The sequence below is a fragment of the Rhizobium anhuiense genome (assembly GCF_003985145.1).
Lineage (GTDB): Bacteria > Pseudomonadota > Alphaproteobacteria > Rhizobiales > Rhizobiaceae > Rhizobium > Rhizobium anhuiense.
The window spans coordinates 112,683-137,811 of the sequence record NZ_ML133527.1 but is presented as its reverse complement, the minus strand read 5'-3'; the positions used below and the strand labels follow the sequence as shown (position 1 = coordinate 137,811).

19 protein-coding genes and 1 riboswitch are annotated in these 25,129 nt (G+C 62.3%); of the genes, 10 read left to right on the top strand and 9 right to left on the bottom strand.

All coding sequences use genetic code 11. From position 1 onward, the window contains the following. Positions 1 to 14 precede the first annotated feature (14 nt). Positions 15 to 842, top strand: a complete 828-nt coding sequence (locus EEQ99_RS19055; protein WP_047613965.1) for a TolB family protein — start codon at positions 15 to 17, stop codon at positions 840 to 842. On the opposite strand, the gene EEQ99_RS19050 is transcribed toward EEQ99_RS19055, so the two are convergent. The 4 genes from EEQ99_RS19050 to EEQ99_RS19035 form a co-directional block, all read right to left on the bottom strand. Further along, on the bottom strand, positions 839 to 1,903 hold the full coding sequence (locus tag EEQ99_RS19050) for a 3-deoxy-7-phosphoheptulonate synthase (RefSeq protein WP_127430923.1): 1,065 nt from the start codon (positions 1,901 to 1,903) through the stop codon (positions 839 to 841). The genes EEQ99_RS19055 and EEQ99_RS19050 overlap by 4 nt on opposite strands. 326 nt (positions 1,904 to 2,229) lie before the next feature. Further along, positions 2,230 to 2,811, bottom strand: coding sequence for a hypothetical protein (locus EEQ99_RS19045; RefSeq protein WP_028758678.1), 582 nt, complete (start codon positions 2,809 to 2,811; stop codon positions 2,230 to 2,232). A gap of 60 nt (positions 2,812 to 2,871) precedes the next feature. Then, complete coding sequence (locus EEQ99_RS19040; protein WP_097543659.1) at positions 2,872 to 4,746, bottom strand: methyl-accepting chemotaxis protein; 1,875 nt, start codon at positions 4,744 to 4,746, stop codon at positions 2,872 to 2,874. 231 nt (positions 4,747 to 4,977) lie between these two features. Then, positions 4,978 to 6,381: a DHA2 family efflux MFS transporter permease subunit gene (locus tag EEQ99_RS19035; protein ID WP_097543658.1), complete on the bottom strand. Its 1,404-nt coding sequence runs from the start codon at positions 6,379 to 6,381 to the stop codon at positions 4,978 to 4,980. Positions 6,382 to 6,577: 196 nt separating this feature from the next. Next, positions 6,578 to 6,765, top strand: a riboswitch (cobalamin riboswitch). A 41-nt stretch (positions 6,766 to 6,806) separates the two neighbouring features. Between EEQ99_RS19035 and bluB the strand changes: the two genes are divergently transcribed. Then, positions 6,807 to 7,496 (top strand): 5,6-dimethylbenzimidazole synthase, encoded by a 690-nt coding sequence (gene bluB, locus EEQ99_RS19030; RefSeq protein WP_028758681.1) that lies wholly within the window; start codon positions 6,807 to 6,809, stop codon positions 7,494 to 7,496. Positions 7,497 to 7,499: 3 nt separating this feature from the next. Here the strand turns inward: bluB and EEQ99_RS19025 are convergent, their stop codons facing one another. Next, positions 7,500 to 8,591 (bottom strand): DUF2865 domain-containing protein, encoded by a 1,092-nt coding sequence (locus tag EEQ99_RS19025; RefSeq protein WP_097631000.1) that lies wholly within the window; start codon positions 8,589 to 8,591, stop codon positions 7,500 to 7,502. Positions 8,592 to 8,930: 339 nt separating this feature from the next. Here EEQ99_RS19025 and EEQ99_RS19020 point away from each other — a divergent pair, with 339 nt between their 5' ends. Continuing rightward, the gene (locus tag EEQ99_RS19020) at positions 8,931 to 9,467 is read left to right on the top strand and encodes a ribonuclease H family protein (protein ID WP_097543657.1); all 537 of its coding nucleotides are present in this window, start codon (positions 8,931 to 8,933) and stop codon (positions 9,465 to 9,467) included. A gap of 66 nt (positions 9,468 to 9,533) precedes the next feature. Here EEQ99_RS19020 and EEQ99_RS19015 read toward each other — a convergent pair whose 3' ends face one another. After that, on the bottom strand, positions 9,534 to 11,846 hold the full coding sequence (locus tag EEQ99_RS19015; protein ID WP_063474992.1) for an NADP-dependent malic enzyme: 2,313 nt from the start codon (positions 11,844 to 11,846) through the stop codon (positions 9,534 to 9,536). A gap of 223 nt (positions 11,847 to 12,069) precedes the next feature. On the opposite strand from EEQ99_RS19015, the gene EEQ99_RS19010 reads away from it, so the two are divergent. After that, positions 12,070 to 13,509: an FAD-binding oxidoreductase gene (locus EEQ99_RS19010; protein WP_063475200.1), complete on the top strand. Its 1,440-nt coding sequence runs from the start codon at positions 12,070 to 12,072 to the stop codon at positions 13,507 to 13,509. Between the two features lie 119 nt (positions 13,510 to 13,628). Here the strand turns inward: EEQ99_RS19010 and EEQ99_RS19005 are convergent, their stop codons facing one another. Then, positions 13,629 to 14,189, bottom strand: coding sequence for a TetR/AcrR family transcriptional regulator (locus tag EEQ99_RS19005; RefSeq protein WP_127430922.1), 561 nt, complete (start codon positions 14,187 to 14,189; stop codon positions 13,629 to 13,631). A 232-nt stretch (positions 14,190 to 14,421) separates the two neighbouring features. On the opposite strand from EEQ99_RS19005, the gene EEQ99_RS19000 reads away from it, so the two are divergent. Both EEQ99_RS19000 and EEQ99_RS18995 read left to right on the top strand, forming a co-directional pair. Beyond that, the gene (locus EEQ99_RS19000) at positions 14,422 to 15,600 is read left to right on the top strand and encodes an efflux RND transporter periplasmic adaptor subunit (RefSeq protein ID WP_174824471.1); all 1,179 of its coding nucleotides are present in this window, start codon (positions 14,422 to 14,424) and stop codon (positions 15,598 to 15,600) included. Positions 15,601 to 15,605: 5 nt separating this feature from the next. Then, on the top strand, positions 15,606 to 18,758 hold the full coding sequence (locus tag EEQ99_RS18995; RefSeq protein WP_127430921.1) for an efflux RND transporter permease subunit: 3,153 nt from the start codon (positions 15,606 to 15,608) through the stop codon (positions 18,756 to 18,758). Positions 18,759 to 18,853: 95 nt separating this feature from the next. Here the strand turns inward: EEQ99_RS18995 and EEQ99_RS18990 are convergent, their stop codons facing one another. Beyond that, positions 18,854 to 19,603: a histidine phosphatase family protein gene (locus EEQ99_RS18990; protein WP_127430920.1), complete on the bottom strand. Its 750-nt coding sequence runs from the start codon at positions 19,601 to 19,603 to the stop codon at positions 18,854 to 18,856. Positions 19,604 to 19,866: 263 nt separating this feature from the next. On the opposite strand from EEQ99_RS18990, the gene EEQ99_RS18980 reads away from it, so the two are divergent. Both EEQ99_RS18980 and EEQ99_RS18975 read left to right on the top strand, forming a co-directional pair. Then, the gene (locus EEQ99_RS18980; protein ID WP_127430919.1) at positions 19,867 to 20,679 is read left to right on the top strand and encodes a UDP-2,3-diacylglucosamine diphosphatase; all 813 of its coding nucleotides are present in this window, start codon (positions 19,867 to 19,869) and stop codon (positions 20,677 to 20,679) included. 179 nt (positions 20,680 to 20,858) lie between these two features. After that, the gene (locus tag EEQ99_RS18975; protein WP_063474987.1) at positions 20,859 to 22,079 is read left to right on the top strand and encodes an MFS transporter; all 1,221 of its coding nucleotides are present in this window, start codon (positions 20,859 to 20,861) and stop codon (positions 22,077 to 22,079) included. Here EEQ99_RS18975 and dgcA read toward each other — a convergent pair. Further along, the gene (dgcA, locus tag EEQ99_RS18970; RefSeq protein WP_047610067.1) at positions 22,031 to 23,014 is read right to left on the bottom strand and encodes an N-acetyl-D-Glu racemase DgcA; all 984 of its coding nucleotides are present in this window, start codon (positions 23,012 to 23,014) and stop codon (positions 22,031 to 22,033) included. The two genes, EEQ99_RS18975 and dgcA, sit on opposite strands and share 49 nt — an antisense overlap. A gap of 102 nt (positions 23,015 to 23,116) precedes the next feature. On the opposite strand from dgcA, the gene EEQ99_RS18965 reads away from it, so the two are divergent. Further along, the gene (locus EEQ99_RS18965; RefSeq protein WP_174824470.1) at positions 23,117 to 24,286 is read left to right on the top strand and encodes an ABC transporter permease; all 1,170 of its coding nucleotides are present in this window, start codon (positions 23,117 to 23,119) and stop codon (positions 24,284 to 24,286) included. A 1-nt stretch (position 24,287) separates the two neighbouring features. Further along, the gene (locus EEQ99_RS18960) at positions 24,288 to 25,127 is read left to right on the top strand and encodes an ABC transporter ATP-binding protein (RefSeq protein WP_047610063.1); all 840 of its coding nucleotides are present in this window, start codon (positions 24,288 to 24,290) and stop codon (positions 25,125 to 25,127) included. The last annotated feature ends 2 nt before the right edge of the window (positions 25,128 to 25,129 follow it).

Sequence of the window (25,129 nt, the reverse complement as noted above, 5' to 3'; positions counted from 1 at the left end):
TTTCGGGAGGAAACATGCGCAGCTCGGTTGAGATCTACAATGTCAGGACCGGCAGGGCCCGTGAGGTCTGGCAGACGGACAGACTGGTGGAGGCGCCGAACTTCTCGCCCGACGGTTCCTACCTGCTGCTGAACGGCGACGGACTGCTTTACCGGCTGCCGCTCGATGGCGGCGAAGTCACCAAGGTCGATACCGGCTTTGCCGTCAACTGCAACAATGATCATGGCATTTCGCCCGGCGGCACTGAGATCGTCATCTCCGACAAGACCGAATTCGGCAAGTCGGCGATCTACATCCTGCCGATCGAAGGCGGCACGCCGCGGCTCGTCACGCAAAATCTGCCATCCTACTGGCACGGCTGGTCGCCGGATGGTCGTCAGCTTGCCTATTGCGGCATCCGCGACGACGTCTTCGATATCTACACGATTTCCGTCGACGGTGGCGCCGAGACGCGGTTGACGCATGGCGAGGGCCGCAACGACGGACCGGACTATTCGGCCGATGGGCAATGGATCTATTTCAATTCCAGCCGTACCGGGCTGATGCAGATCTGGCGCATCCATCCCGATGGCACGGGTCTCCACCAGGTGACATCGGACAATCAGGGTAACTGGTTCGCCCATCCGTCGCCTAAGAACGACAAAGTGCTGATCCTGTCCTACGACCCTTCGGTGTTCGACCATCCGCGCGATCTCGATGTGCGGCTGCGGCTGATGGACATGGATGGCGGCAATCTGAAGACGTTGTTCGAGCTTTTCGGCGGGCAGGGCACGATCAACGTGCCCTGCTGGTCTCCTGATGGCGAGGAATTCGCCTATGTCCGGTACTTTCCGGCGGGTTAGGCCGCCGCTGCCTTGCGACGATCGCGTGCCGATTTCGCCAGGTCTTCGAGCACCGCGACCGACATATCCCAATCGATGCAGCCATCGGTGATCGACTGACCGTAGACCAGCGGCTTGCCGGGCACGAGATCCTGGCGGCCTGCGACGAGGTTGCTTTCGATCATCATGCCCTTGATGTGGCGGTTTCCGGCAGCGATCTGTGCGGCGGCGGATTTGACGACGCGCGGCTGGTTCATCGGATCCTTGCTGCTGTTGGCATGGCTGGCATCGATGAGGATGCGCGGGGCCACGCCGAGCTTGACGGCTTCGGCGGTGACAGCTTCGACGTCGGCCGCCTCATAGTTGGGCCGCTTGCCGCCGCGCAGGATGATGTGGCAGTCCTCATTGCCCGTCGTAGAAGCGATCGCTGCCTGTCCGTCCTTCGTCACGGCCGGGAAGTGGTGCGGTTGCGAGGCGGCGAGGATCGCGTCGAGCGCCACGCGCGCTCCGCCGTCGGTGCCGTTCTTGAAGCCGATCGGGCAGGAGAGGCCGGAGGCAAGCTGCCGGTGGATCTGGCTTTCGGTCGTGCGCGCGCCGATCGCGCCCCAGCTGACGAGGTCGGCGATGTATTGCGGCGTAATCGTGTCGAGGAATTCGACGCCGGCCGGAAGACCCATGGCATTGATATCGAGCAGCAGGCGTCGCGCAATCCTCAACCCTTCCTCGATGCGGTAGCTGCCGTCGAGGTGCGGGTCGTTTATCAGACCCTTCCAGCCGACAGTCGTACGGGGCTTTTCGAAATAGACGCGCATGACGATCTCGAGATCACCGGCAAAGCGCCGCCGCTGTTCCTCCAGACGCGCGGCGTACTCCCTGGCGGCAACCGGGTCATGGATGGAGCAGGGGCCGATGACGGCGATCAGGCGATCATCCTCGCCCCGGAGAATCTTGTGGATGGCATCACGGTTGCTGGTCACGGTGTCGGTGACGGCAGCATCGCGGTGAATTTCCGCGAGGATATCGGCGGGTTTGGTGAGGGGCGTGATCTCGAGGATACGAAGATCATCAATGGCATCAGACACGGTATGGCTCCTGTTTGGTCATACCGTGCGGAACAAAAAAGCCGCCAGGTAGACTAGCGGCTGTTCGGGTTGTCGTCGCGTCGAATTCAGTTACGCATAGACCCGCATCCGCTGTGAGTAGCGGTACCAATAAAATCGCGAGGCGTTGATTGACGTGATCGACATGCGGCGTGTTTAGCGCCAAGGCCGCGCGTTGTCACGTAGATTTTTCTGCCTAAAACCTGCGTTCCTTGGGAGAGCAACTGGTCTTGCGGGAGCGACACGCACGGGAGGCAGGCAGCACGCCGCACTCGATCTCACTCGTGCGGCGTGCTGGGTCTTTGAGATTAGAGGGCGTCGACGTTCACGCCGACGGTGATGGCGCCGATCGGTGTTCCCTTGTCGTCTGAAATCGTCACGCTTGCCTGCGACTGCAGCGTCTGGGTCGATTCATCCTTTTCGATCTCATCGACGAAGACGGCATCCTTGCCGGCGCCGAAGGACTTCTGGAACTTGCCTTCGTCGCCCTGCCAGTAATCTGACGTTACGTCGCTCTGGCCGACATTCAGGCCCTTTGCATCCATGACGAAGATCTCGGTGATCTTGCCGCCGGAGGCCTCCTTCTTCGCCTGAAGGAATTTCGACAGCGCATTGTTGAGCACGCCGTCGATCATCGAGTGGTCGGAACCATCGACTTCGGCGCGCCACTTCTTGTCGAGGGCGTCGATATCGGCTGCACTCAGGTTGGCGTTGGCGGCGTCCTGCGCCTTGACAGCCTCGATGATCGCGGGGTCGTTCAGCCAGGGCGTTACGTCGCTCTTCACGTAGTCGAAGATCGGGGCAAGCTTCGCATCCTCAGCCATGGATACGTCCATGGGGACGGCAAATGCGGTGCAGGCCAAAAGAAATGCGGGCACGAGTTTCTTCATAACTGTTTCCTTCCTGATTATAGGTTGCTGAGAACTAAGGCTTATCGGACGAAGGCGGCGTCAGAACTCTTCCCAGGCACCGGGAGCGGCGGCAACGGCGGCATTGCCTGCATGACGCTGCACGTAGGCTCGGGGTTCGGGACGAGATTGGCGGGCGGGTTGAACGGGTTTGGTCTGGCTGGCCGCGGCCGCGCCGACGACGAATCTGCCGGCCGAGTCCTGCAGTTGGCGTCCCTGCGACAGCAGTTCCTGGCAGGCCGCATTGGTTTCCTCGACCATTGCTGCGTTCTGTTGCGTCGCCTGATCCATCTGGTTGATCGCGCCATTGATTTCCTGCAGACCGGTCGCCTGTTCGCGATAGGACTGGACGATGGAGGCGATACTGTCGCTGATGCGGTTGATCTGCTCCTCGATCTTCAGGAGAGCGTCGCCGGTTTCGTTCACCAGCCCGACGCCTGCGGCAACCTCTTGGCCGGACACATTGATCAGGTTCTTTATTTCTTTGGCGGCATTTGCCGACCGCTGGGCGAGTTCACGCACCTCCTGCGCGACAACCGCAAAACCCTTGCCGGCTTCGCCCGCACGCGCCGCCTCGACGCCGGCGTTCAGCGCCAGCAGGTTCGTCTGGAAGGCGATTTCGTCGATGACGCCGATAATGCGGCCGATCTGGCTCGACGAGGTCTGAATACGGTCCATCGCGCCGATGGCATCACGCACCACCGTCGCCGAGACGTGAGCGCTGCGCTTCGTCTCCTCGACCAGCTTCCCGGTATTTTCGGCGCGCTGCGACGATGTTCGGACGGTGGTGGTCATCTCATCCAATGCGGCAGCGGTCTGTTCCAATGATGCCGCCTGTTGCTCGGTCCGCTTGGCGAGTTGATCTGCGGAGGAGGCAAGCTCGCTCGAGCCGCCTTCAACCGCCACGGAGGCGGCCTTGATCTCCGTCAGTGCGGCGGCGACGGCCTCGACCATGTTGTTGAAATCCTGCCGCAACTTATCGAATTCCGGACCGAGATCGGCCAGGTGTACGGAGAAGTCGCCTGCGGCGAGCTTTTCCAATGCATTTGCGAGAGCGGTCATGACCAGCCGCTGCGTGTTGCTGGCCTCTTCCGTGAACAATGCGTTGCGCGCCCGTTCGGCATCGAGCGAAGCGCTCTGCTCGGCAGCGGCCTGCTCCCTTTCGACCTTCGCAATCGCCTCGTGGCGGAAAACTTCCAACGCACGCGCCAGGAAGCCGATCTCGTCGCCATTTTCCTTGTAGGTGACGGGAGAGGCCAGGTCGCCTTTCTGCAAGGCGCTGATCCGTTCGCTGATGATCCGGATGGGCCGGCCAACGAGGCTGCGCATGGCAAGAAGGAAGGCGATGACGGCCAAGGCGGTGATCGCGGACTGCGTGAGCAGCGAAACGAGAACCTTCTGCTTGACTTCAGAAGCGATTTTTTCGACGGACCAGTTGGTGACGATATAACCGGTGACCTTGCCTGACTTATCCAGCGGGAGGGGTGCGGTGATCGTCACCACGCCGGCAGATAACCCGCCGTCATTGATGGTCGTCTTTTCCGGCTTTGCACTCAGGCCCTTCGCCAGATCGGCCGCTGCGGGCAGACCGTTGATGCCGTCACGTGTCCAGGTGTCGACGGCGACAGCCTCCGCATTGAATGCGGCAAACTGCACGAGATCGAGCGAGGGATCGTCGCGGTAGAGCGAATAAGCCTCTCGAACGGCATTCGCCTTGCCCCATTTCACGCCGCCCGCCGCCAGAGAGGCAAACTGCTCCGCATCCTTGGACCAGTTCGCCTTGGCGCCGTCGATCAGCGCTCGGGTTTCGTACATCCATGTGTAGGTAGCAAAGGCGGAAATGCCGCACAGATTGACGGCCACGATAATCGCCGCCAGCTTGGCTGTCAGAGGCATCGTTTTCAAAAATTGGAACATTCCGCGGGGGCCTAGAATTGCGGCTCAGTCGGACATGTTCCCGACCGGCGTATCAATACGGGCATCCACGCTGACGGTCACATCACGAGCGCTCATGCCCATGTCCTGATAGCGACCCAAAACGCGCAAACGCAGTGTGTATTTGATGTGTGAATAAATCATAAAGTAGAAAGGGATGCCGGAGCACACGCGTGTGATTTCGCTATCACGCCCGCTGGTGATCTGCCGCGATCAGCTGTTTTCCGCGATCGCCTCTTCAGGCTCCGTCTGCCGGTGTTTGCGGCGGCGCGTCGTCAGTTCCGCGCCGGCATCGCGCGGCAGGCGCAGGAAGGTGATGCAGGCGAGCGCCGAAATCGCCGAGACGCTGAAGAAGGCGACGTGGAAATCCGAGACCAGCAGCCGGCCGCTATGGAAGCTGCTCGAAATTTCGAGGATGCCGCCGGCGATCGCCACACCCATTGCCATGGAGATACGCTGGGCAACGGCATTGATCGCGGTTGCCTGGCTGCTGTCGGCGGCGTCGACATCGCCGAAGGCCATGGCGTTGACGCCCGAGAAAGCCATGGAGCGGAACAGGCCGCCGATCAGCAGGCAGGCCATGATCAGGAACAGCGGGGTTTCGGCGGTGAACAGGCCGTTGATGCCGAGGAAGATCGCCGCCAGCAAGGTGGTGATTGATATGACGGTGCGGAAGCCGAAGGCATTGAAGGTGCGCGAGGCGGCGAATTTCGAGCCCATGGAGCCGAGTGCGCTGACGAAGGTGACCGAGCCCGACTGCAACGGCGTCAGGCCGAAGCCGAGCTGCAGCATCAGCGGCATCAGGAAGGGCAGCGCGCCGAGCCCCATGCGGAAATTCGAGGCGCCGAGGATCGCCGCCCGGAACATCGGGTAGCGGAACATCTTCGGATCGAGAAGCGGATAGGGCGCGCGGCGAGCATGCAGGAGGTAGAGGAGACCGGAAAGGATGCCGATCGCAACCGTGACATAACCGTAGATGACGGGCACGGCCGGCAGGCTGATCACCGAGACGCCGAAGACGAAGCCGGAGAAACCGAGGCCGCAGAGGAAGAAGCCCGGGAAATCCATCGGCCGCGGGCTGCGCGGCTCGACCGCCGGCAGGAAACGGGTGACGAGGATGATGCCGAGCACGCCGATCGGGACGTTGATCCAGAAGATCCAGTGCCAGGTGAGATAGGTGGTGAGGAAACCGCCGATCGGCGGCCCCAAGATCGGGCCGATCAAGGCGGGAATGGTGAGCCAGGCCATGGCGTCGACGAGTTCGTGGCGTGGCGTTCCCCGGACCAAAAGCAGGCGGCTGACCGGCGTCATCATCGAGCCGCCGGCGCCTTGGACCAGCCGTGAGATGACGAAGGCCGTGATCGAGTTGGAGAAAGCGCAGGCGACCGAGCCGATCATGAAGACGAAGATCGCCATGCGGAAGATGTTGCGCGCACCGAACCGATCGGACATCCAGCCGCTGATCGGGATGAAGATCGCCAGTGCCACGAGATAGCTGGTGACGGCGAGCTTCAGCGCGATCGGCGAGGTGCCGATATCGGCTGCGATCGCCGGCAGGCTGGTGGCGATCACGGTCGAATCCATCTGTTCCATGAACAGGGCGACCGCAAGGATCATGGGCGTGAGGCGGGGCACGGGCAACCGGGATGCTGCGAGGGACTGTATCGTCCATACGCCTTCGGTGGTGATAAGGCCATAGAAACTATGGATGAAGGAGCTTGTCGAGCCGCTTCAAACCGACGCGGGAGGGTGCGTGGCTCAACGTGGTTCCCGACTGCGACCTCGGGCCGGCTTGCCGTCGCCGCGCTTTCCTGAAATAGATGCGCCGTCAGGTGCCCGCCATCAACGCGGGAGAATCGGGAATCCGGTGCAAGGCCGGAACGTGCCCAACGCTGTAAGGCCGACGCTTGCCGCTTCATCTCGCCACTGGCTTCTCGCCGGGAAGGCTGCGGCAGACGGATGACGCCGAGTCAGAAGACCGGCCTGGCAAGATTGACCGATCCGCGCGGACGGCGGGCGGTTGCGTTGTTGGGGATTTGACGATGCGACCCTTTGATGAGGATGCCCTTTCGGCGGCGTCCGGTTTTTCCTTGGCCGAGCGCGAGGCCGTCTATCACGCGATCAAGACGCGGCGCGACGTTCGCAGCCAGTTCCTGCCCGATCCCTTGCCTGACGATGTCGTGGAGCGGCTGCTGACGGCCGCCCATCATGCGCCCTCCGTCGGCTTCATGCAGCCGTGGAATTTCATTCTGGTGAAAAGTGCCGCGGTCCGGGCGCGCGTCCAGGACGCCTTTGTGAAGGCCAATGAGGAGGCGGCGCTGATGTTTACCGGCGAGCGGCGGCAGGCATACCGCTCCCTCAAGCTCGAAGGCATCACCGAGGCACCGCTCGGCATATGCGTGACCTGCGACCCCACCCGCAGCGGCAGCGTGGTGCTGGGGCGCACCCACAATCCCAGGATGGATAGCTATTCCACAGTCTGCGCCATCCAGAATCTCTGGCTTGCGGCGCGGGCGGAAGGGGTCGGCATCGGCTGGGTCAGCATTTTTCGCGAAGGCGATCTGAAAAGCATTCTCGGCATACCCGAGCATATCGAGGTGGTCGCCTGGCTCTGTGCCGGTTTCGTCGATCGGCTTTATGACGAGCCGGAACTCTCCGTCAAAGGCTGGCGGCAGCGCCTGCCGCTCCAAGAGCTCGTCTTCCATGACGGGTGGGGACGCAACGACCCGTAGCAATCACTGCTGTTGAGGCTGCGGCCCCGGCGTTGCCGGATTGGCGAGGTCGATCGAGCCTTGATCACCGGCAAGAAATTGCGGGCCGACCTGGCGGACCTTGTTCTGCACGGGATCGTAGGGGCGCTCCGGGACGGATGGTTGCGGTGGGGCTGCGGCAGCATCCTTCGCCGTGGGATTGGTGCGGATGGTGGTGATCGAACCTTGTTGCGGCGGTTCGCTTGACGGCTGCTTGCCGCGCATCTCATCGTAGTAGGCGGTGAGATTGCAGGCGCAGGAGGACTTTTCCCCCGGCGTGCGGTTCTTGTAGGCAAAGGCGTTTTTCATGGCGCTGTAGGGCGTGCCCGTTGCGACCGAGATCATGTTCGAGGCTTCGGTGCTCGTCACGTCACGATAGAACAGCTCTGTCTCGATACCCGGGCACATCTTGGCGCACGTCTGGGCGTCGCGGCCGAAATCGACCGAAGTGGCGTTCGAGCTGATCGGGAAGAAGCCGCCGTCGCAGGTGCGCACGCACATGGTGCTGACCGGCGAGAGCATTTCGGCCCGCGGCAGGCCGTAGCGCGGATCGACCTCTTCACCGCCGCCGAGCGGAATGAAGGTATCGGTGCGCATCGCCTGCTCCTCGATGCTCGGGGCGGGGTCGGCGGCGCTGCGATCGCTCGGGGCATAGAAGTTTTCGCTGTTGCAGCCATTGAGATCGAGCGCGGCGATCAGTTCACGGCGCGTCCCATCATCGCCGCTCTGGCCGGCCAGCTCGTTACGGCGGTCCTGGAGATATTGGATATTGTCGATCATGCGGGCTTCGGACTGCGAGAGTTCACCGCAATAATCGGCATTCTCGCCGCCGATCACGACCATGCTGCCCGAGGTGCAGCCATTGTTGCGCAGCTCGTTGCGAACCTTGCGCAGCTCGAGGTTCTGCTCGGCCATGGCGCTGGCATATTGGCGCGCCTCCCGGCCGTTGCTATTGCCGATCGATCGCGGCAGATCGGCGAGACGGCCGCGCAGGTCCTCGCAGACCGCGCTCGTCTGCGCGGCGGCGGGCGCTGCGAAGGCAAGGAGGAGGGCAAGAGACAGGTTTCGGCGTTTCACGGCGTCGTCCGGGGTGAGCAAAAAGTCGATCGGTCGATTGCGGCCTCGATCGCCGCGCATTGTCTCTTAAGGCGTTTCTCTTAATGAGCTTGGAGAAAATCCTAGCGCATTTTCGCGATCTTATCCAGCAGACGCGGGTAATCTTCCGTAAGGGGAGGTCGGGGCAGATTCATTGTCCATGATCCACATTGCCCTACAGTTCTCGGTCGGAGCGGGCACTGTTGCCGCCACCATCGTCAATGGTTGACACAACGCAGAGGTACAGTTCGAATGTCCGCTTCGGGGCGAGCAGGCAGTCGCAAAATTGCGCTGGCGCAGCGAAGGCAAATAGCGGAGAAAATGACGAGCATTTCCAACAAGCTTCACTTCCCTGCAACAACAGTCGGAATATCGGAAGGCCAACATCGCCTCCACCTCTTCGTCGACGGTTGCTACGAACCCGGTTCCGGGCATGGTGGCTGGGCTTTTGTCGCCTATCGCGATGCCGTGGAGATCGCCTCGGGCTTCGGCGGCGTCGAAGATTCCGCCAATAATTCGATGGAATTGGCCGCCGTCCTCGAGGCGGCAATATGGATCAATAACCAAACAACAGGCGAACCTGCGACCATCTGGTCGGATTCCGTCTACGTCGTCAAAGGCTGCAACAGCCGGCGGCATATCTGGAAGAATAATGGCTGGAAGAAAAGCAGCCCGAATGGCAATGGCCGAAGCCGAACGATCGCCAATGCGGAACTCTGGAAAGCGGTTGACCTTCAGCTGTCCCAAAACGGTCTGGTGGCAATTGCCTGGTGCAAAGGCCATTTCGGCATCGCCGGCAACGAACGCGCGGATGCGCTTGCGGATAAAGGGCGCCTTTCGTTACAAGGCGCCCGATAGCTGTTTTATATCAACCGGTTGCAGATGCCCAAGACCAGCCTGAGCATGACGAAATGAGGAGCCGGCTTAGGCCGGCTGCGATGCTTCGACGACGGCGAGTGCCGCCATGTTGACGACGCCGCGGGAGGTGACCGAAGGGGCAAGGATGTGGGCGGGCAGGGCCGTGCCGAGCAGGATCGGTCCGACATGCAGGCCGTCGGTCATCGACTTGACGACACCAAGCGTGATGTTGGCGGCATCGAGGTTCGGGAAGACCAGGAGGTTCGCTTCGTCGTGCAAGGTCGTGTCCGGCATGACGCGCTTGCGCAGCGCTTCGGTGATGGCGCTTTCGCCGTGCATCTCGCCGTCGACTTCGAGATCGGGAGCGGCGTCGCGCACGAGCTGCAGAGCGCTGCGCATTTTCGTGGCGCTTTCGGATTCGCGCGAGCCGAAGTTGGAGTGCGAGACGAGGGCGGCGCGCGGGGTGATGCCGAAACGGCGGATTTCCTCGGCCGCCAGCACCGTCGCCTCGGCAACCTCCTCGGCGGTCGGATTGAAGGTGACGTAGGTGTCGGTGAAGAAGGTGGCGCCGCGCTGCGAGATCATCAGGCTGAGTGCGGAGAAATCACGGACATCCTTGCGCTTGCCGATGATCAGGCGGACGTCGCGCAGATGCTTCTCGTAACGGCCTTCGAGGCCGCAGATCAGCGCATCGGCTTCACCGCGCCGCAGCGCCAGCGCGCCGATGACGGTGGTGTTGGTGCGCACGATGGTGCGGGCGGCTTCGGGAATGACGCCGCGACGGCCGACGAGCGAGAAATAGAGATCGACATATTCACGGAAGCGCGGATCGTCTTCCGGATTGATCACCTCGAAATCCTGCAGCGGGCGGATGCGCAGGCCATAGCGTTTGAGGCGCGTCTCGATGACCTGCGGGCGGCCGATCAGGATCGGTTCGGCGAGGCCTTCCTCGAGCAGCACCTGGGCGGCGCGCAGCACGCGTTCGTCCTCGCCTTCGGAGAAGATGACGCGCTTGCGCTCTGCAGCCTTGGCGGCGGTGAAGATCGGCTTCATGACGAAGCCGGAGCGGAAGACGAAGCGGTTCAGCTGGTCGAGATAGGCGTCGAAATCCTGGATCGGGCGACGCGCCACGCCGCTCTGTTCTGCTGCCTTGGCGACCGCCGGCGCGATGCGCAGGATGAGGCGCGGATCGAAGGGCGAGGGGATGAGGTAATCCGGACCGAAGACCGGGGTCTCACCGGAATAAGCACGGGCGGCGACGTCGGACGGCTCTTCCCGGGCAAGCGCGGCGATGGCGCGCACCGCCGCCATCTTCATTTCCTCATTGATCGTCTCGGCGCCGCAATCGAGCGCGCCGCGGAAGATATAGGGGAAGCAGAGGACGTTGTTGACCTGGTTGGCGAAATCCGAGCGGCCGGTGCAGATCATCGCATCGGGGCGGGCGGCGCGGGCGAGATCCGGCATGATCTCCGGCGTCGGGTTGGCGAGCGCCATGATCAGCGGCTTGTCGGCCATCTGCGCCAGCAGCTCCGGCTTCAGGACGCCGGCGGCGGACAGGCCGAGGAAGACGTCGGCGCCGCCGATATTTTCGGCCAGCGTGCGCGTGTCGCTCTTCTGGGCATAGACGGATTTCCATTCGTCCATCAGCTCGGTGCGGCCCTCGTAGACGAGGCCTTCGAGATCGTGGACCCAGATGTTTTCGCGCTTCGCCCCGAGAATGACAAGCAGGTTGAGGCAGGCAAGGGCGGCAGCACCCGCGCCGGAGGCGACGATTTTGATGTCGGCGATGTTCTTGCCGGCGAGTTCCAGCCCGTTCAGAATCGCGGCGGCGACGATGATCGCCGTGCCGTGCTGATCGTCGTGGAAGACGGGGATCTTCATCTTCTCGCGCAGGCGCCGCTCGACCTCGAAACATTCCGGCGCCTTGATATCTTCGAGGTTGATGCCGCCGAAGGTCGGTTCCAGCGAGGAGACGGTCGAGACCATCTGCTCGACGCTTGCGGCATCGATCTCGATATCGAAGACGTCGATGCCGGCGAATTTCTTGAAGAGTACGGCCTTGCCCTCCATAACCGGCTTGGAGGCGAGCGGGCCGATATTGCCGAGGCCGAGCACGGCGGTGCCGTTGGAGATGACGGCGACGAGATTGGCGCGCGAGGTGTATTCGGCCGCCATTTCGGGATTGTCGCGGATGGCGAGGCAGGGCGCGGCAACACCCGGCGAATAGGCGAGCGCCAGGTCGCGCTGGTTGCCGAGTGGCTTGGTCGCCTGGATCTCCAACTTGCCCGGACGGGGATAGCGGTGGAAGAAAAGCGCCTGTTCGTCGAGATCGCCGCTCGTCAGGTTCTTTTCCGTCTTGGATTTATCCGGGTGATCCATTGCCGCCTCCGTGCACGTCTTTTTGGGAGTTCCCTCCATACATCAATCGGATACGGGCGACAGTATGGAAATGGGGGATGGGAAAAGTTTTCGTGATGAGCGTGCCGTGGGGCCAAGCGGCGGCCCTGGTTAGCTAATCCTTTTGGAAAACTTGTTTGACGACCTCAACAGGCGCAGGATGCCGGCCGCGACGGTGCGGGGCGCCGGTCGCATGGAGGAAATCATGGACAATTTGAACCTGACGACTCTGCAAAGGGGTCAGACGATGGTCAATGACGTAGCCATCGATGCCTTTGCCGCCGGATTTCGCGGCAGTCTGCTGACCAGCAAGGATATGGATTACAACGATGCGCGGGCGATCTGGAATGCGATGATCGATCGCCGGCCCGGGCTTATCGCGCGTTGCGCCGGTGCAGCCGATGTCGTGCGGGCTGTGCGGTTTGCACGCGACAATAATCTGCTCGTTTCAGTGCGTGGCGGCGGGCACGGCATTGCCGGCAACGCCGTCTGCGAGGGTGGTATCGTCATCGACCTGTCGGCGATGAAGTCGGTGCGGGTCGATCCTGAGACCAAGCGCGCCAGGATCGAGCCGGGGGCGACGCTTGCCGATGTCGACAAGGAAACGCTGGCCTTCGGGCTGGTACTGCCGACCGGGATCAATTCCACCACCGGCATCGCCGGCCTGACGCTCGGCGGCGGCTTCGGCTGGCTGACCCGCAAATTCGGGCTAACGCTCGACAATCTGCTTTCGGTCGATGTGGTGACGGCCGACGGTGAGCTGGTCAAGGCGAGCGAGACTGAGAAACCTGACCTGTTCTGGGCGCTGCGCGGCGGCGGCGGCAATTTCGGCGTCGTCACCTCCTTCGAGTTCAAGCTCAACCCGCTCAACACAGAGGTGCTGGCCGGCCTCGTCGTGCATCCCTTCGCCGATGCGGAAAAGGTGCTTAAGGAGTACCGGCAGGCACTGGAAGAAGCACCCGACGAACTGACCTGCTGGGTGGTGATGCGCCAGGCGCCGCCGCTGCCGTTCATTCCCACCGAATGGCACGGCAAGGAGATCGTGGTGCTCGCCATGTGCTATTGCGGAGACATTGCGGCGGGAGAGAAGGCTGCGGCGAGATTGCGCGCGATCGGAAAGCCGATTGCCGACGTCGTCGGCCCGGTGCCGTTCACCGGCTGGCAGCAGGCATTCGACCCGCTGCTGACGCCCGGTGCGCGCAATTACTGGAAGAGCCAGGATTTCGCCGCCCTATCGGATGCGGCAATCGACGTGCTGCTCAAGGCCGTGCGCAAGCTGCCCGGACCGGAATGCGAGATCTTCATCGGCCATGTCGGCGGTGCTGCCGGCCGCGTGCCCACAGAGGCCACCGCATTTCCGCAGCGCAGCTCGCATTTCGTCATGAATGTGCATGCCCGCTGGCGGGAAACGGGAATGGACGGAAATTGCGTCGGTTGGGCGCGGGAACTCTTCGAGGCAACCAAGCCGCATTCGGTCGGCACCGCCTATGTCAACTTCATGCCGGAGGACGAGGCCGATCGGGTCGAAAGCGCTTACGGTGCCAATTACAGCCGCCTTGCCGAAATCAAGCGGCGTTACGATCCGAACAATCTGTTCCGGATGAACCAGAACGTCAAACCCACGGCGGCCGTACGGGCTGCCTGACGGGAATGGCGCGACATCAAGGCATTGAGCCTGCGCCGCGCGTTCGCTTTACGCGCGGCGGCAAAATGATCCGAATGCTCGACGACTGATGTCCTCGGCCGGTGACAATCTGTTCTTTGTCAGCCTTTGGTGAGTTCGATCAATTCCTGCAACAGCGCCGTGTCGTCGGGAGTCGCCTGGTTGTCAGGCCTCAAAACATGGGCAAGCCATGCTCCGTCCGCCGCCAGGCGAACGATTTCGAGCCGCATTCCAGCGTCGGTTTCGGCGTGTTTGATGAGCCGGTCATTCATCCATTTATGCCAGAGCGACTTGGAGTAGGGGTCGGCAAGCACGGTCATGGTCTGCGCCGACCAAGGGCTTTTGTTAAGGGCGCGGTCGGCAAATAGCGTGCGGACATAGGCGCGGGTGAATGTGCCGTGGCCGCCCTTATCCCTTTCCAGTTCCTGGTCGATCTCGCGGTCGAGATTTTCCATCATGCCGTCGAATACGGCTTCTATGAGCGCCTGCTTATTGGGGAAGTGGTGAAACAGACCTCCCTTGGTCACGCCGGCTGCGCTGGCGACTGCCTGCAGGCTGACGGCGGCGAGACCATGTTCGAGCGCCAGCTTCGTGGCGCAATCGAGAAGAGCCTGCCGCACGACATCCGGCTGTTTCTTTCTGTTGCGGGGGCTATCTACCAATGCATGACCTGTGTTCGGGATAAGCTTCGCGTCGAGACGGTTCGAGAGGATCAGTATCACTCCCGGGATCGCCGGACCATGGGAACTTCAAGTATGAGAATACTATCATACCGACCGGTAGGTATCTTGCAATGCGAAAAAAGATCGACTATCTGTCGGTTCACGAGGCCCGCCGAACGTCATGTCGGCGGGCTGTGCTTTTTTGGACCCCAGCGGACCATCAGGAAGGCTTATGAATATGCTTTTTCGTCCGAAATCATTAGGTTACGCGCTGACGTTGGCGCTGTTGCTCGGCGCCGGCCTGCCGGCTCACGCACAGGAAGGCGGCGCGATGCCGCCTGCAGCCGTCAGCGTCCTGACGCTCAAGGCGCGTCCGGTTCCCGTTGTCAGCGAATTGCCCGGCCGCATTGCCGCAACGCGCGTTTCGGAAGTGCGGGCTAGGGTTTCCGGCATCCTGCAGGAACGGGTGTTCGAGCAGGGCAGTCTCGTTCACCAGGGTGACGTGCTCTACCGCATCGATCCGGCGCTCTTCCGGGTCCGCGTGGCGAGTGCCGAGGCAAGCCTCGAGCGCGCCAAGGCGACGCAGTTGAATGCCCGCCAGCAGTTGGAGCGCCAGAAGTCGCTGCGCGACCGCGATGTCGCAAGCGGTATCGAATATGATGCGGCCGCCGTCGCCCTTGCCCAGGCCGATGCCGATGTCGCGCTGGCGCAGGCAGCGCTCGACGAGGCGAAGATCAATCTCGGCTATACCGAAGTCCGGGCGCCGATCACTGGAATCATCGGCGGCGCGCTGGTGACGGAAGGCGCGCTGGTGACGGCCGACGCCGGGGATGCACTGGCGATGATCCAGCAGATTGACCCGGTCTATGCCGACTTCACGCAATCCTCCGGAGACCTGCTGGCGCTGAAGCGGGCGGTCGAGAACGGCAGCCTGGCATCGACGGAAGCCGGGAAGGCCGATATCAAGCTCGTCTTCGACGACGGCACGGTCTATGGCGAAGCCGGAAAGCTGCTCTTCAGCAGCGCCAGCGTCGATGCGACGACGGGTCAGGTCACGCTCCGCGGTGAATTCCCCAATCCGAAGGGCGACCTGCTGCCGGGGCTTTATGTCCGTGTTCGCATCGAGCAGGCCGTCCGTGAGAAGGCAATCCTCATTCCGCAGCGCGCCGTCATCCGCACGGCCGATGGCAAGGCGCAGGTCTATGTCGTCCAGGAGGGAGACGTGGCGCAACCGCGCGATATCGAGCTCGGTCAATCCTCCGGCAATGAATGGGTCGTCGAAAGCGGCCTGTCGTCGGGCGAACGCCTCGTCGTCGACGGTGTCCAGAAGCTGCAGCCGGGCGCAAAGGTCGCGCCGGAAGAATGGCGGGATGGCCAGCTCGCGTCCGGTGACGCCAAGAAGCCGGAGTAAACTCGATGGCACGTTTCTTGATCGATCGCCCGATCCTTGCCTGGGTCTTTGCGATCTTCATCTCCATCGCCGGCCTGATCGCGCTGCCCTTCCTGCCGGTCGCCCAATATCCGAAGGTCGCGCCGCCGCAACTCAGCATCACCACCAGCTATCCCGGCGCGTCGCCGCAAGATATCTATCAGGGCGTCACCCGCCAGATCGAGGAAGAGCTGAACGGGGTCGAGCACCTTTCCTATTTCGAGTCGACCTCCGATACATCGGGCGCGATGACGATCACTGCGACTTTTGCGGCAGGCACCGATATCGACCAGGCCTCAGTTGACGTTCAGAACGCCATCCGCCGTGTCGAGCCGCGGTTGCCGCAGTCGGTCAAGGATCAGGGCATCACGGTCGAGGAGGCGTCGTCCGGCTTCCTGATGTTCATCTCGCTGACCTCGACAGACGGCAAGACCGATGAGGTGGCGCTCGGCGACTATCTCAACCGCAACGTCATCGGCGAGCTGCGCCGTCTCGAAGGCGTCGGTCGCGCGCAGTTGTTTGCCTCGCAGCGGGCGATGCGTATCTGGATCGATCCCGACAAGATGGTCGGCCTCAACCTCACCGCCTCCGACATCAGCGCGGCGATTTCGGCGCAGAATGCCCAGGTGGCGGCGGGCCAGATCGGCGCCGCACCCAATCCGATCTCGCAGGACCTGACGGCGACGGTGCTGGTCAAGGGACAGTTGACCGACACCAAGGAGTTCGGAGACATCGTGCTGCGCGCCAATGCCGACGGATCGAACGTCAGGCTGCGCGATGTCGCGCGCATCGAAGAGGGCAGCGAGAGCTACAGCTTTTCCACCCGCTTGAACGGACAGCCGAGTGCGGCGATCGCCATCCAGCTGTCGTCGACAGGCAATGCCGTCAATACCTCCAATCTGGTCAAGGCGAAGATGGAGGAGCTATCGCGCTTCTTCCCGGCGAGCGTCGAATATGCGGTTCCCTACGACACCAGCCCGTTCGTCTCGGCATCGATCGAGAAGGTGGCGCATACCCTCGCAGAAGCCGTCGCACTCGTCTTCGTCGTCATGCTCATCTTCCTGCAGAGCTTCCGCTACACCATCATTCCAACGCTCGTCGTGCCGGTCGCGCTGCTTGGAACGCTTGCTGTCATGTATGCCGCCGGCTTCTCGATCAACGTGCTGACGATGTTTGCGATGGTGCTGGCCATCGGCATTCTCGTCGACGACGCCATCGTGGTGGTGGAAAACGTCGAGCGGCTGATGGCGGTGGAAGGGCTGTCGCCAAAGGAGGCGACCAAGAAGGCGATGCGACAGATCACCGGCGCGATCCTCGGCATCACGCTGGTTCTTTCCTGCGTCTTCGTGCCTATGGCGTTCTTCCCGGGCTCGACCGGCATCATCTACCGCCAGTTCAGCCTGACCATGGTTGTCTCCATCCTGTTTTCGGCCTTCCTGGCGCTGTCGCTGACACCGGCGCTCTGCGCCACCTTCCTGAAACCGATCAAGGGCCATCATGAAAAGAAGGGCATCGCCGGCTGGTTCAACCGCAATTTCGACCGGCTGACCGGCCGCTACGCCCGCACCGTCGGGGGATTGGCCAAGCGCTCCTGGCGGGTCATGGCCGTCTATCTCGCGCTGGTCGTGGGCCTCGGCTATCTCTTCGTCAACCTGCCGAGCAGCTTCGTGCCGGATGAGGACCAGGGATTCCTGATCGTTGACGTGCAGGGACCGCCGGAGGCGAGCCGCAACCGCACCGTGGCTTCGCTCGAAAGCATCGAGGCGATCTTCAGGAAGGAACCGGCCGTTGCCAACGTCGTCGCGATCCAGGGCTTCAGCTTCTCCGGGCAGGGACCGAACGCCGCCCTGGTGTTTGTCACGCTCAAGGACTGGGCCGAACGCGGCGCCGGCAATTCGGTGCAGGAGATCTCCAACCGCGCCAATATGCAGCTGTTTGGGCTGAAGGATGCCACGTCCTTCGCGCTGTCGCCGCCGCCGATCGAAGGTTTCGGCACGACCAATGGCTTCACCTTCCGCCTTCAGGATCGTGGGGCGAAGGGCCAGGCGGCACTGACCGAGGCGGCGGGCATTCTGATCGGCAAGGCATCTGAGAATCCCATCATCGCCGGTATCCGCCCGGAAGGCATGCCCGACTCGGCCCAACTCGTGCTGGTCATCGACCGCGAAAAGGCAAATACCTTCGGCGTCGCCTTCGCCGACATCAACAGCACGATCACCGCCAATCTCGGTTCGAGCTATGTCAACGACTTCCCGAATTCGGGCCGCATGCAGCGCGTCATCGTGCAGGCGCAGGACAAGAGCAGACTTCAGGCCGAAGACCTGATGAAGCTCAATGTCCGCAATGCGAGCGGCGGCATGGTGCCGCTGTCGTCCTTCGCCATCGCCGAATGGCAGAAGGGACCGGCGCAGATCGTCGGCTATAACGGCTACCCCGCCGTGCGCATTTCCGGCGCTCCGGCGCCGGGATATTCATCGGGCGCGGCGATTGCCGAAATGGAGCGGCTGGCCGCCGAACTTCCCGACGGCTTCGGCTTCGAATGGACCGGCCAGTCGCTGGAGGAGCTCAGATCCGGATCGCAGGCGCCGTTCCTGTTCGGCCTCAGCATTCTTTTCGTCTTCCTGCTGCTGTCGGGGCTTTACGAGAGCTGGTCGATCCCGCTGTCGGTGATGCTGGTCGTGCCGCTCGGCGTCATCGGCTGCGTGCTCGCGGTGATGAGCCGCGACATGTCCAACGACATCTACTTCAAGGTCGGCCTGATCGCGATCATCGGATTGTCGGCGAAGAACGCCATCTTGATCGTCGAATTCGCCAAGGACGGCTTTGCCGAAGGGAAATCGCTGATGGAGGCTGCGATCGAAGGCGCTCGTCTGCGCTTCCGGCCGATCATCATGACTTCGCTCGCCTTCACCTTGGGCGTGGTGCCGCTGGCGATCGCCACCGGGCCAAGCGCGGCCAGCCAGAATGCCATCGGCACCGGCGTGCTTGGCGGCATGATCTCGGCGACGGTGCTGGCGATCTTCTTCGTTCCCGTCTTCTTCGTCTTCGTGCTGCGTCTCCTGAGGACGAAACGGCCGGAGGCGATGAACGAGGAAGCCTCGACCGCGCAGGAGCCGGCAACCATGACGTCACCGAGCTGACGCGACGTCACCGCCTGAACCGACGAGTTGGCGAGTTGCCTTGCGCAACCCGCCACACCCCTTCGCACCGGGCCGTTCATTTCTTGGCTGTGTTGCTAGCCGCCGAGCTTCGGCGTGATCGTCACGTCGGCGCCATACGCATCGCGCAGTTCGCCTTCGTGTCCCGGCTGCCGATCGACCGCCTGATGCAGCAGGATCGACTCGTATCCTTGCGAGCGCGTCCCCTCGATCAGGGTGATATCGGCATTTCCGGGATTGTCGGAGCGCTCGAACCACTCGACGGGGCGGTGCAGGAAGTTCATTTCCACCGCCCGGTTGGTGACGCCATGGCCGACGATCACGACGTTGTGGTCGCTATTTTCGGCGTCGTGCATGACGGTCTGCAGGAACAGGCGCACCCGCTGGGCCACATCCGCCCGGCTCTCGCCATCCGGCGGCCGCGCGTAGAATTTGCCGCTGTTGCTGCGCAGCCTTGCCCATTTTTCGAACTCATCGGGAAACTTCTGCTTCTGTTCGGCATGATCATAGATCTCGGTGAAGAGACCGAAATCTTGCTCGCGCAGCAGATAATCCTCCCTGATGTCACCGACGACGCTTTCCGGCAGGGCTGCAAGCAGCGCATCCTTGCTCTGCCGCGTCCTGAGAAAGGGCGAGTACCAGATGTGCAGCTTGCCGAAACCGGCGCTCGGCAACGCTTTGACATAGGAGGCGATCACGCTGCCTGCCTCCAGCGCCTGCCGATAGCCCCACTGCGTCAGCGGCACGTTATGATCGCCGAATTGGCGATAGGCCTGTTCATTGATGTTGCCGAGGGATTCGCCGTGGCGAACGAGAAAGATACGCATCAGCCATCCCGCATTGTCGGATATGAATCACTGTCATCATGAACGCCCTGAATGCGCAGGGCAACATGGCTGGCGGGCCGGGCGGCGATGGGCATTCTGCCCGCGTGGCGACGGGCATTCTGCCAGCGCGGCGCAGGCATTCTGCCAGCGGGGGATGAGCGGTTTGCAGCGCTTTTCCACATCTTGTCATCATCCTGAAACACGAGTCTGGTTTTGGAAGGTTAGATGAAAGATGGGGACATGAGCGGCAGCTCGTGAAAGACATGATGGAACCCAGATATTTCCGCACGCTCTTCATTTCCGATGTCCACCTCGGCTCGAAGGCCGCGAAGGCCGACTTCCTCTTGGATTTCCTGCGCCACCACGAAGCCGATACGATCGTGCTCGTCGGCGACATCGTCGACGGCTGGCGTCTGAAGCGCAGCTGGTATTGGCCGCAGGTCTGCAATGACGTCGTTCAGAAACTGCTGCGCAAGGCGCGCAAGGGCACCCGCGTCGTCTATATTCCCGGCAATCACGACGAATTCCTGCGAGACTTCCCGGGCATGCATTTCGGTGGCATCGAGGTCGTCGAGCGCATGATGCATGACGGCGCCGACGGCAAGAAATACCTGATCCTGCACGGCGACGAATTCGACGTCGTCGTCCGCAACGCCCGGCTGCTCGCCTATCTCGGCGACTGGGCTTACGATACGGCGATCCGCATCAACATTCTCCTGGCGGCGGTGCGCCGCCGGCTCGGCATGCCCTACTGGTCGTTCTCGGCCTGGGCCAAGCTGCAGGTCAAGCATGCCGTCAACTTCATCGGTGAATTCGAGCGCGTCGTGGCTGACGAAGCCCGCAAAAACGGCGCCGACGGCGTGATCTGCGGACATATCCATCATGCCATCATTCAGGACATGGACGGCATCCGCTACATCAACACCGGCGATTGGGTGGAAAGCTGCACGGCGGTCGCCGAGCACGAGGACGGTACGTTCGAACTGATCACCTGGCGGGCGCTCGCCAGCAGCGTGCCGGCGCTTGCCGCCATCGAAATGCATGACGAGGGCGAACTCGCCCCCCAAGCTGCCTGATTTTGGCGGCCTGATTTTTGTGCTGGCACATCCGTGCCCGCGCTCCCAAGAATTTAGCCGTTACCGTCAGGTGACAGGCCCTATTTATTTTCTAAAACGTTTCAGAACGGCTATTTCTCGCAATAGTCGCCTCCAGGGTGGCGTGTTAGGACAACGTCCGGTTTCCTTCAGGTCCGCCCATGATTCCCGCTCAACATTCCCCGACGGGTGAGGGAGCGCCGCCGCGCTTCCGGCTGCTCAGCGCGCTTTCCTATTGTGCGCCGCTGCTCGTCAACGGCATCGTTCTGCCGTTCTTTCCCGTCTGGCTCGCAACCCACAGCTTCAGCGATCACGAGATCGGCATCATCCTTGCCATACCGATGGTGGTTCGCGTGTTGGTGGCGCCTGTCGTCGCCATGATCGCCGATCGCTTGAAGGAACGCGCCGACGTCTTGCTCTGGTCTGGCTGCCTGTCGCTGCTGACGGCGATTGCGCTCTTCTGGACGACGACCTTCTGGCCTGTGACGATCGTCTATGCGCTGCAGGGCGCCACTTTCGCGCCCTATGTACCCGTCGTCGAATCGATCGTCATCTCGGGCGTGCGCCGTTGGGGGCTCGATTACGGATCGATGCGCGTGTGGGGCTCTATCGCCTTCATCGTCTCGACGTTGGTCGGTGGCCAGTTGATCAGCCGGTGGGGCGGCGAGATGGTGCTTGATATCATGGTGTTCGGCTTCATCATGACCGTCGTCATGGCGATCTTCTGTCCGCGCATCGGGCCGACGCGGCGGCGCGGCCAGCCGATCAACATTCCGGCCGCCACCGGCAGCGGGTTGCGCGAGCCGCATCTGCTGCTGCTTCTGATCGGCGTCGCCATCCAGCAGTCGAGCCACGCTGTGCTCAACGCTTTTTCCTCGATCTACTGGCATCAACTCGGCTTCTCCGGCACGCAAGTCGGCCTACTCTGGAGCGCCGGCGTCGCTTCGGAGGTAACGGTGTTTTTCCTGTCGAAACGTCTCAACCGGCGCTTCAACGCCTGGACGCTGATCCGCTTCGGCTGCGCCGTCAGCGTCTGCCGCTGGATCCTGTTTCCGATGAATACGGGCTTTGTCGGTTTCTTTCTGCTGCAGTGTTTCCACGGCTTCACCTATGCCTTCGTGCATACCGGGGTGCAGCGGCGGATCATGGCGACGGTGCAGGAAACACAGGAATCATCGGCGCAGGGCGCCTATTTCTTCTATGTCGGCATGGCGATGGCGCTGATGACGTTGACGTCGGGTTATCTCTATTCCTGGCTCGGTGTCGTCAGCTATTACGTCATGGCGCTGGTCGCGCTCTCCGGCCTCGGCCTCGTCATCTCAGCCTATTATCTTCAGCCCCAGAGGGTGCTTTCCGGCGGAAAGACCAGGGAAGCGGCGTAGCGCAGGCCGGGCTCGCGGTCGCGTGCAAGCAGCAACGGACCATCGAGATCGACGAAATCGGCAGTCTGGGCGAGCAGCACGGCCGGCGCCATGGCAAGCGAGGTGCCGACCATGCAGCCGATCATGATGCCGAATCCAAGCCGTTCGGCCTCGGCCTTCATTGCCAGGGCCTCCGTCAGGCCGCCGGTCTTGTCGAGCTTGATGTTGATCGCGTCATAGCGGTCGGCGAGGCTTGCGAGATCGCCGGTGTGGTGGACGCTCTCGTCGGCGCAGACGAGGAGCGGGCGGCGGATTTCGGCAAGCATCCCATCGCGGCCAGCCGGCAGCGGCTGTTCGACGAGCGCCACCCCCGCTTGCGCCGCGATATTGAGGTGGCGTTCGAGCACCGCTTCCGGCCAGCCCTCATTGGCGTCAAGGATGATTTTGGAATCGGGTGCGGCCGCGCGGACGGCGCGGATGCGGCTTTCATCATCGCCGGTTCCGACCTTGACCTTGAGCAGTGCGCGGCCGGCATGTTCGCGCGCCTGGGCGGCCATCACCTCCGGCTCACCGAGCGAGATGGTGTAGGCGGTGGTGAGCGGCTTCAGATCGGCAAGGCCGAGACGGACGGCGACGCTTTCACCCGTTCGTTTCGCTTCCAGGTCCCAGAGGGCGCAATCGACGGCGTTGCGCGCAGCGCCCGGCGGCATCGCCGACAGCAGGTCGCTGCGCGAAATGCCTGCCTCGACCAGCGGACGCGCGGCCTCGATCTGGGCGAAAACGCTCTCCATGGTCTCGCCATAGCGGCGATAGGGCACGCATTCGCCAAGCCCCCGGGCACCGTCTTCGGCGAGTGTACAGGTGATGACATCGGCCTCGGTCTTGGCGCCGCGCGAGATGGTGAAAGTCCCGGCAATCGGAAAGGAATTCATCTGGATATCGAGGGTGCGCGGCATTATTGCTGTCCTGCGAGCATGGAAATTGCACGTTGCTTCTGTATATTGACGCGCCGGTCGTCGAACGGTCCGTTCGCGATTCGCGGCAAGTTGCTGTAAGCCTTGAAAGACATAAGTATCTTGAACGCCGAGAATCGCAACGCTGCCTCGCTTGACGTGGACGACCAGGCCGATGGGTCGGGGCAGCATGTGCGTCTCAGAGGCAATTGGCGCAGCGCCTATATTCATTTCGTGCTGCGCGACTTCGAAAAGCTCCTTCATCAGAAGGCCGGCGACCTGACTGTCGACCTCTCGCATATTTCGGATATCGATACCGCCGGAATCTGGCTGCTGTGCCGGCTGAAGAAGGAAGAGGAGGCGGCTGGACGGACGGTTCGCTTCGAAGGCACCAATCAGCATATCGACGAAATGCTGGCGATGTTTTCCGAGGAGCCGGCCAAACCCGAGCCGGAGCAGCAGGAGAAGGTCTCGCTCGTCGCGCGCATCTTCGCGCCCGTGGGCAAGATGACCTACGAGGTCTGGGACAATTTCGCCGCCGCCATGTATATCCTCGGCTCGGCGGTGCGTGGTGCGCAGATGAAATTCGGGCGCGGCAGCGGCGTTTCGCCGGCCTCGATCGTCAACCAGATCGATCATATGGGCGTTCGCGCCGTTCCGATCATCCTCCTGATGTCGTTTCTGATCGGGGCGATCATCGCCCAGCAGGGCGCCTTCCAGCTGCGCTACTTCGGCGCCGAGGTTTTCGTCGTCGATCTCGTCGGCATTCTGCAATTGCGCGAAATCGGCGTGCTTCTCACCTCGATCATGATCGCCGGCCGTTCGGGCAGCGCGATCACCGCCGAAATCGGCTCGATGAAGATGCGCGAAGAGATCGACGCGCTGAAGGTGATGGGGCTGAACCCGATCGGTGTGCTGATCTTCCCGCGTCTGGTGGCGCTGACCATCGCGCTGCCGCTTCTGACGGTGCTGGCGAATTTCGCGTCGCTCGCCGGTGCGGCTGCGGTCGCCTGGGGTTATTCCGGCATCACCTTCGCCAATTTCCTGGCGCGTCTGCACGAGGCGGTGACGCTGTCGACGGTGCTCTCAGGCATGATCAAGGCGCCGTTCATGGCACTCGTCATCGGCATTGTCGCCGCCGTCGAAGGGCTGAAGGTCGGCGGCAGCGCGGAATCGCTCGGCCAGCACGTAACGGCCGCGGTGGTGAAGGCGATTTTCGTCGTCATCCTGATGGACGGGTTATTTGCGATGTTCTATGCAGCGATCAACTTCTAGCATGGCGAGCCCCGTGAACGAGCAACCGATCGAAAGCGAAGGACAGGGCAGGGATGTCGTGCTCTCGGCGCGCGACGTCACCGTCGGCTTCGGCTCCAAAGTGGTGCTCGACAATCTGAACCTCGATATCTATCGCGGCGAGATTCTCGGATTCGTTGGCGCGTCGGGCACCGGCAAATCCGTGCTGATGCGCACCGTGCTCCGGCTGCTGCCGCGCCGCTCCGGCACAATCAAGATCCTTGGCCAGGATTTCGACGAACTCGACGAACCCCAGCGCAACGCGCTCGATATGCGGCTTGGCGTACTATTCCAGCAGGGTGCGCTGTTTTCGTCGCTGACGGTCAAGGAAAATATCCAGGTGCCGATGCGCGAATATCTCGATCTGCCGCGCTCGCTGATGGACGAATTGGCGCATCTGAAGATCCGTATGGTCGGGCTTGCCGCTGACGCCGCCGACAAATACCCGTCCGAACTCTCCGGCGGCATGATTAAGCGCGCCGCCCTTGCCCGCGCGCTGGCGCTCGATCCGGAACTCGTCTTCCTGGACGAACCGACCTCAGGTCTCGATCCGATCGGCGCTGCCGAATTCGATGAACTGATCGCCAACCTGCGCGATAGTCTGGGACTGACCGTATATATGGTAACGCATGACCTCGACAGCCTGTTTTCGGTCTGCGACCGTATTGCCGTGCTCGGAAAGAAGCGGGTAATGGTGGAAGGCACGATCGACGACATGCTGGCCTATGACGATCCGTGGGTGCAGGCCTATTTCAAGGGTAAGCGGGCGCGGTCGATCGTGCCGCAGGACAATGGCGTGCGGCACGGCAGCAGCGGGAAGTGACC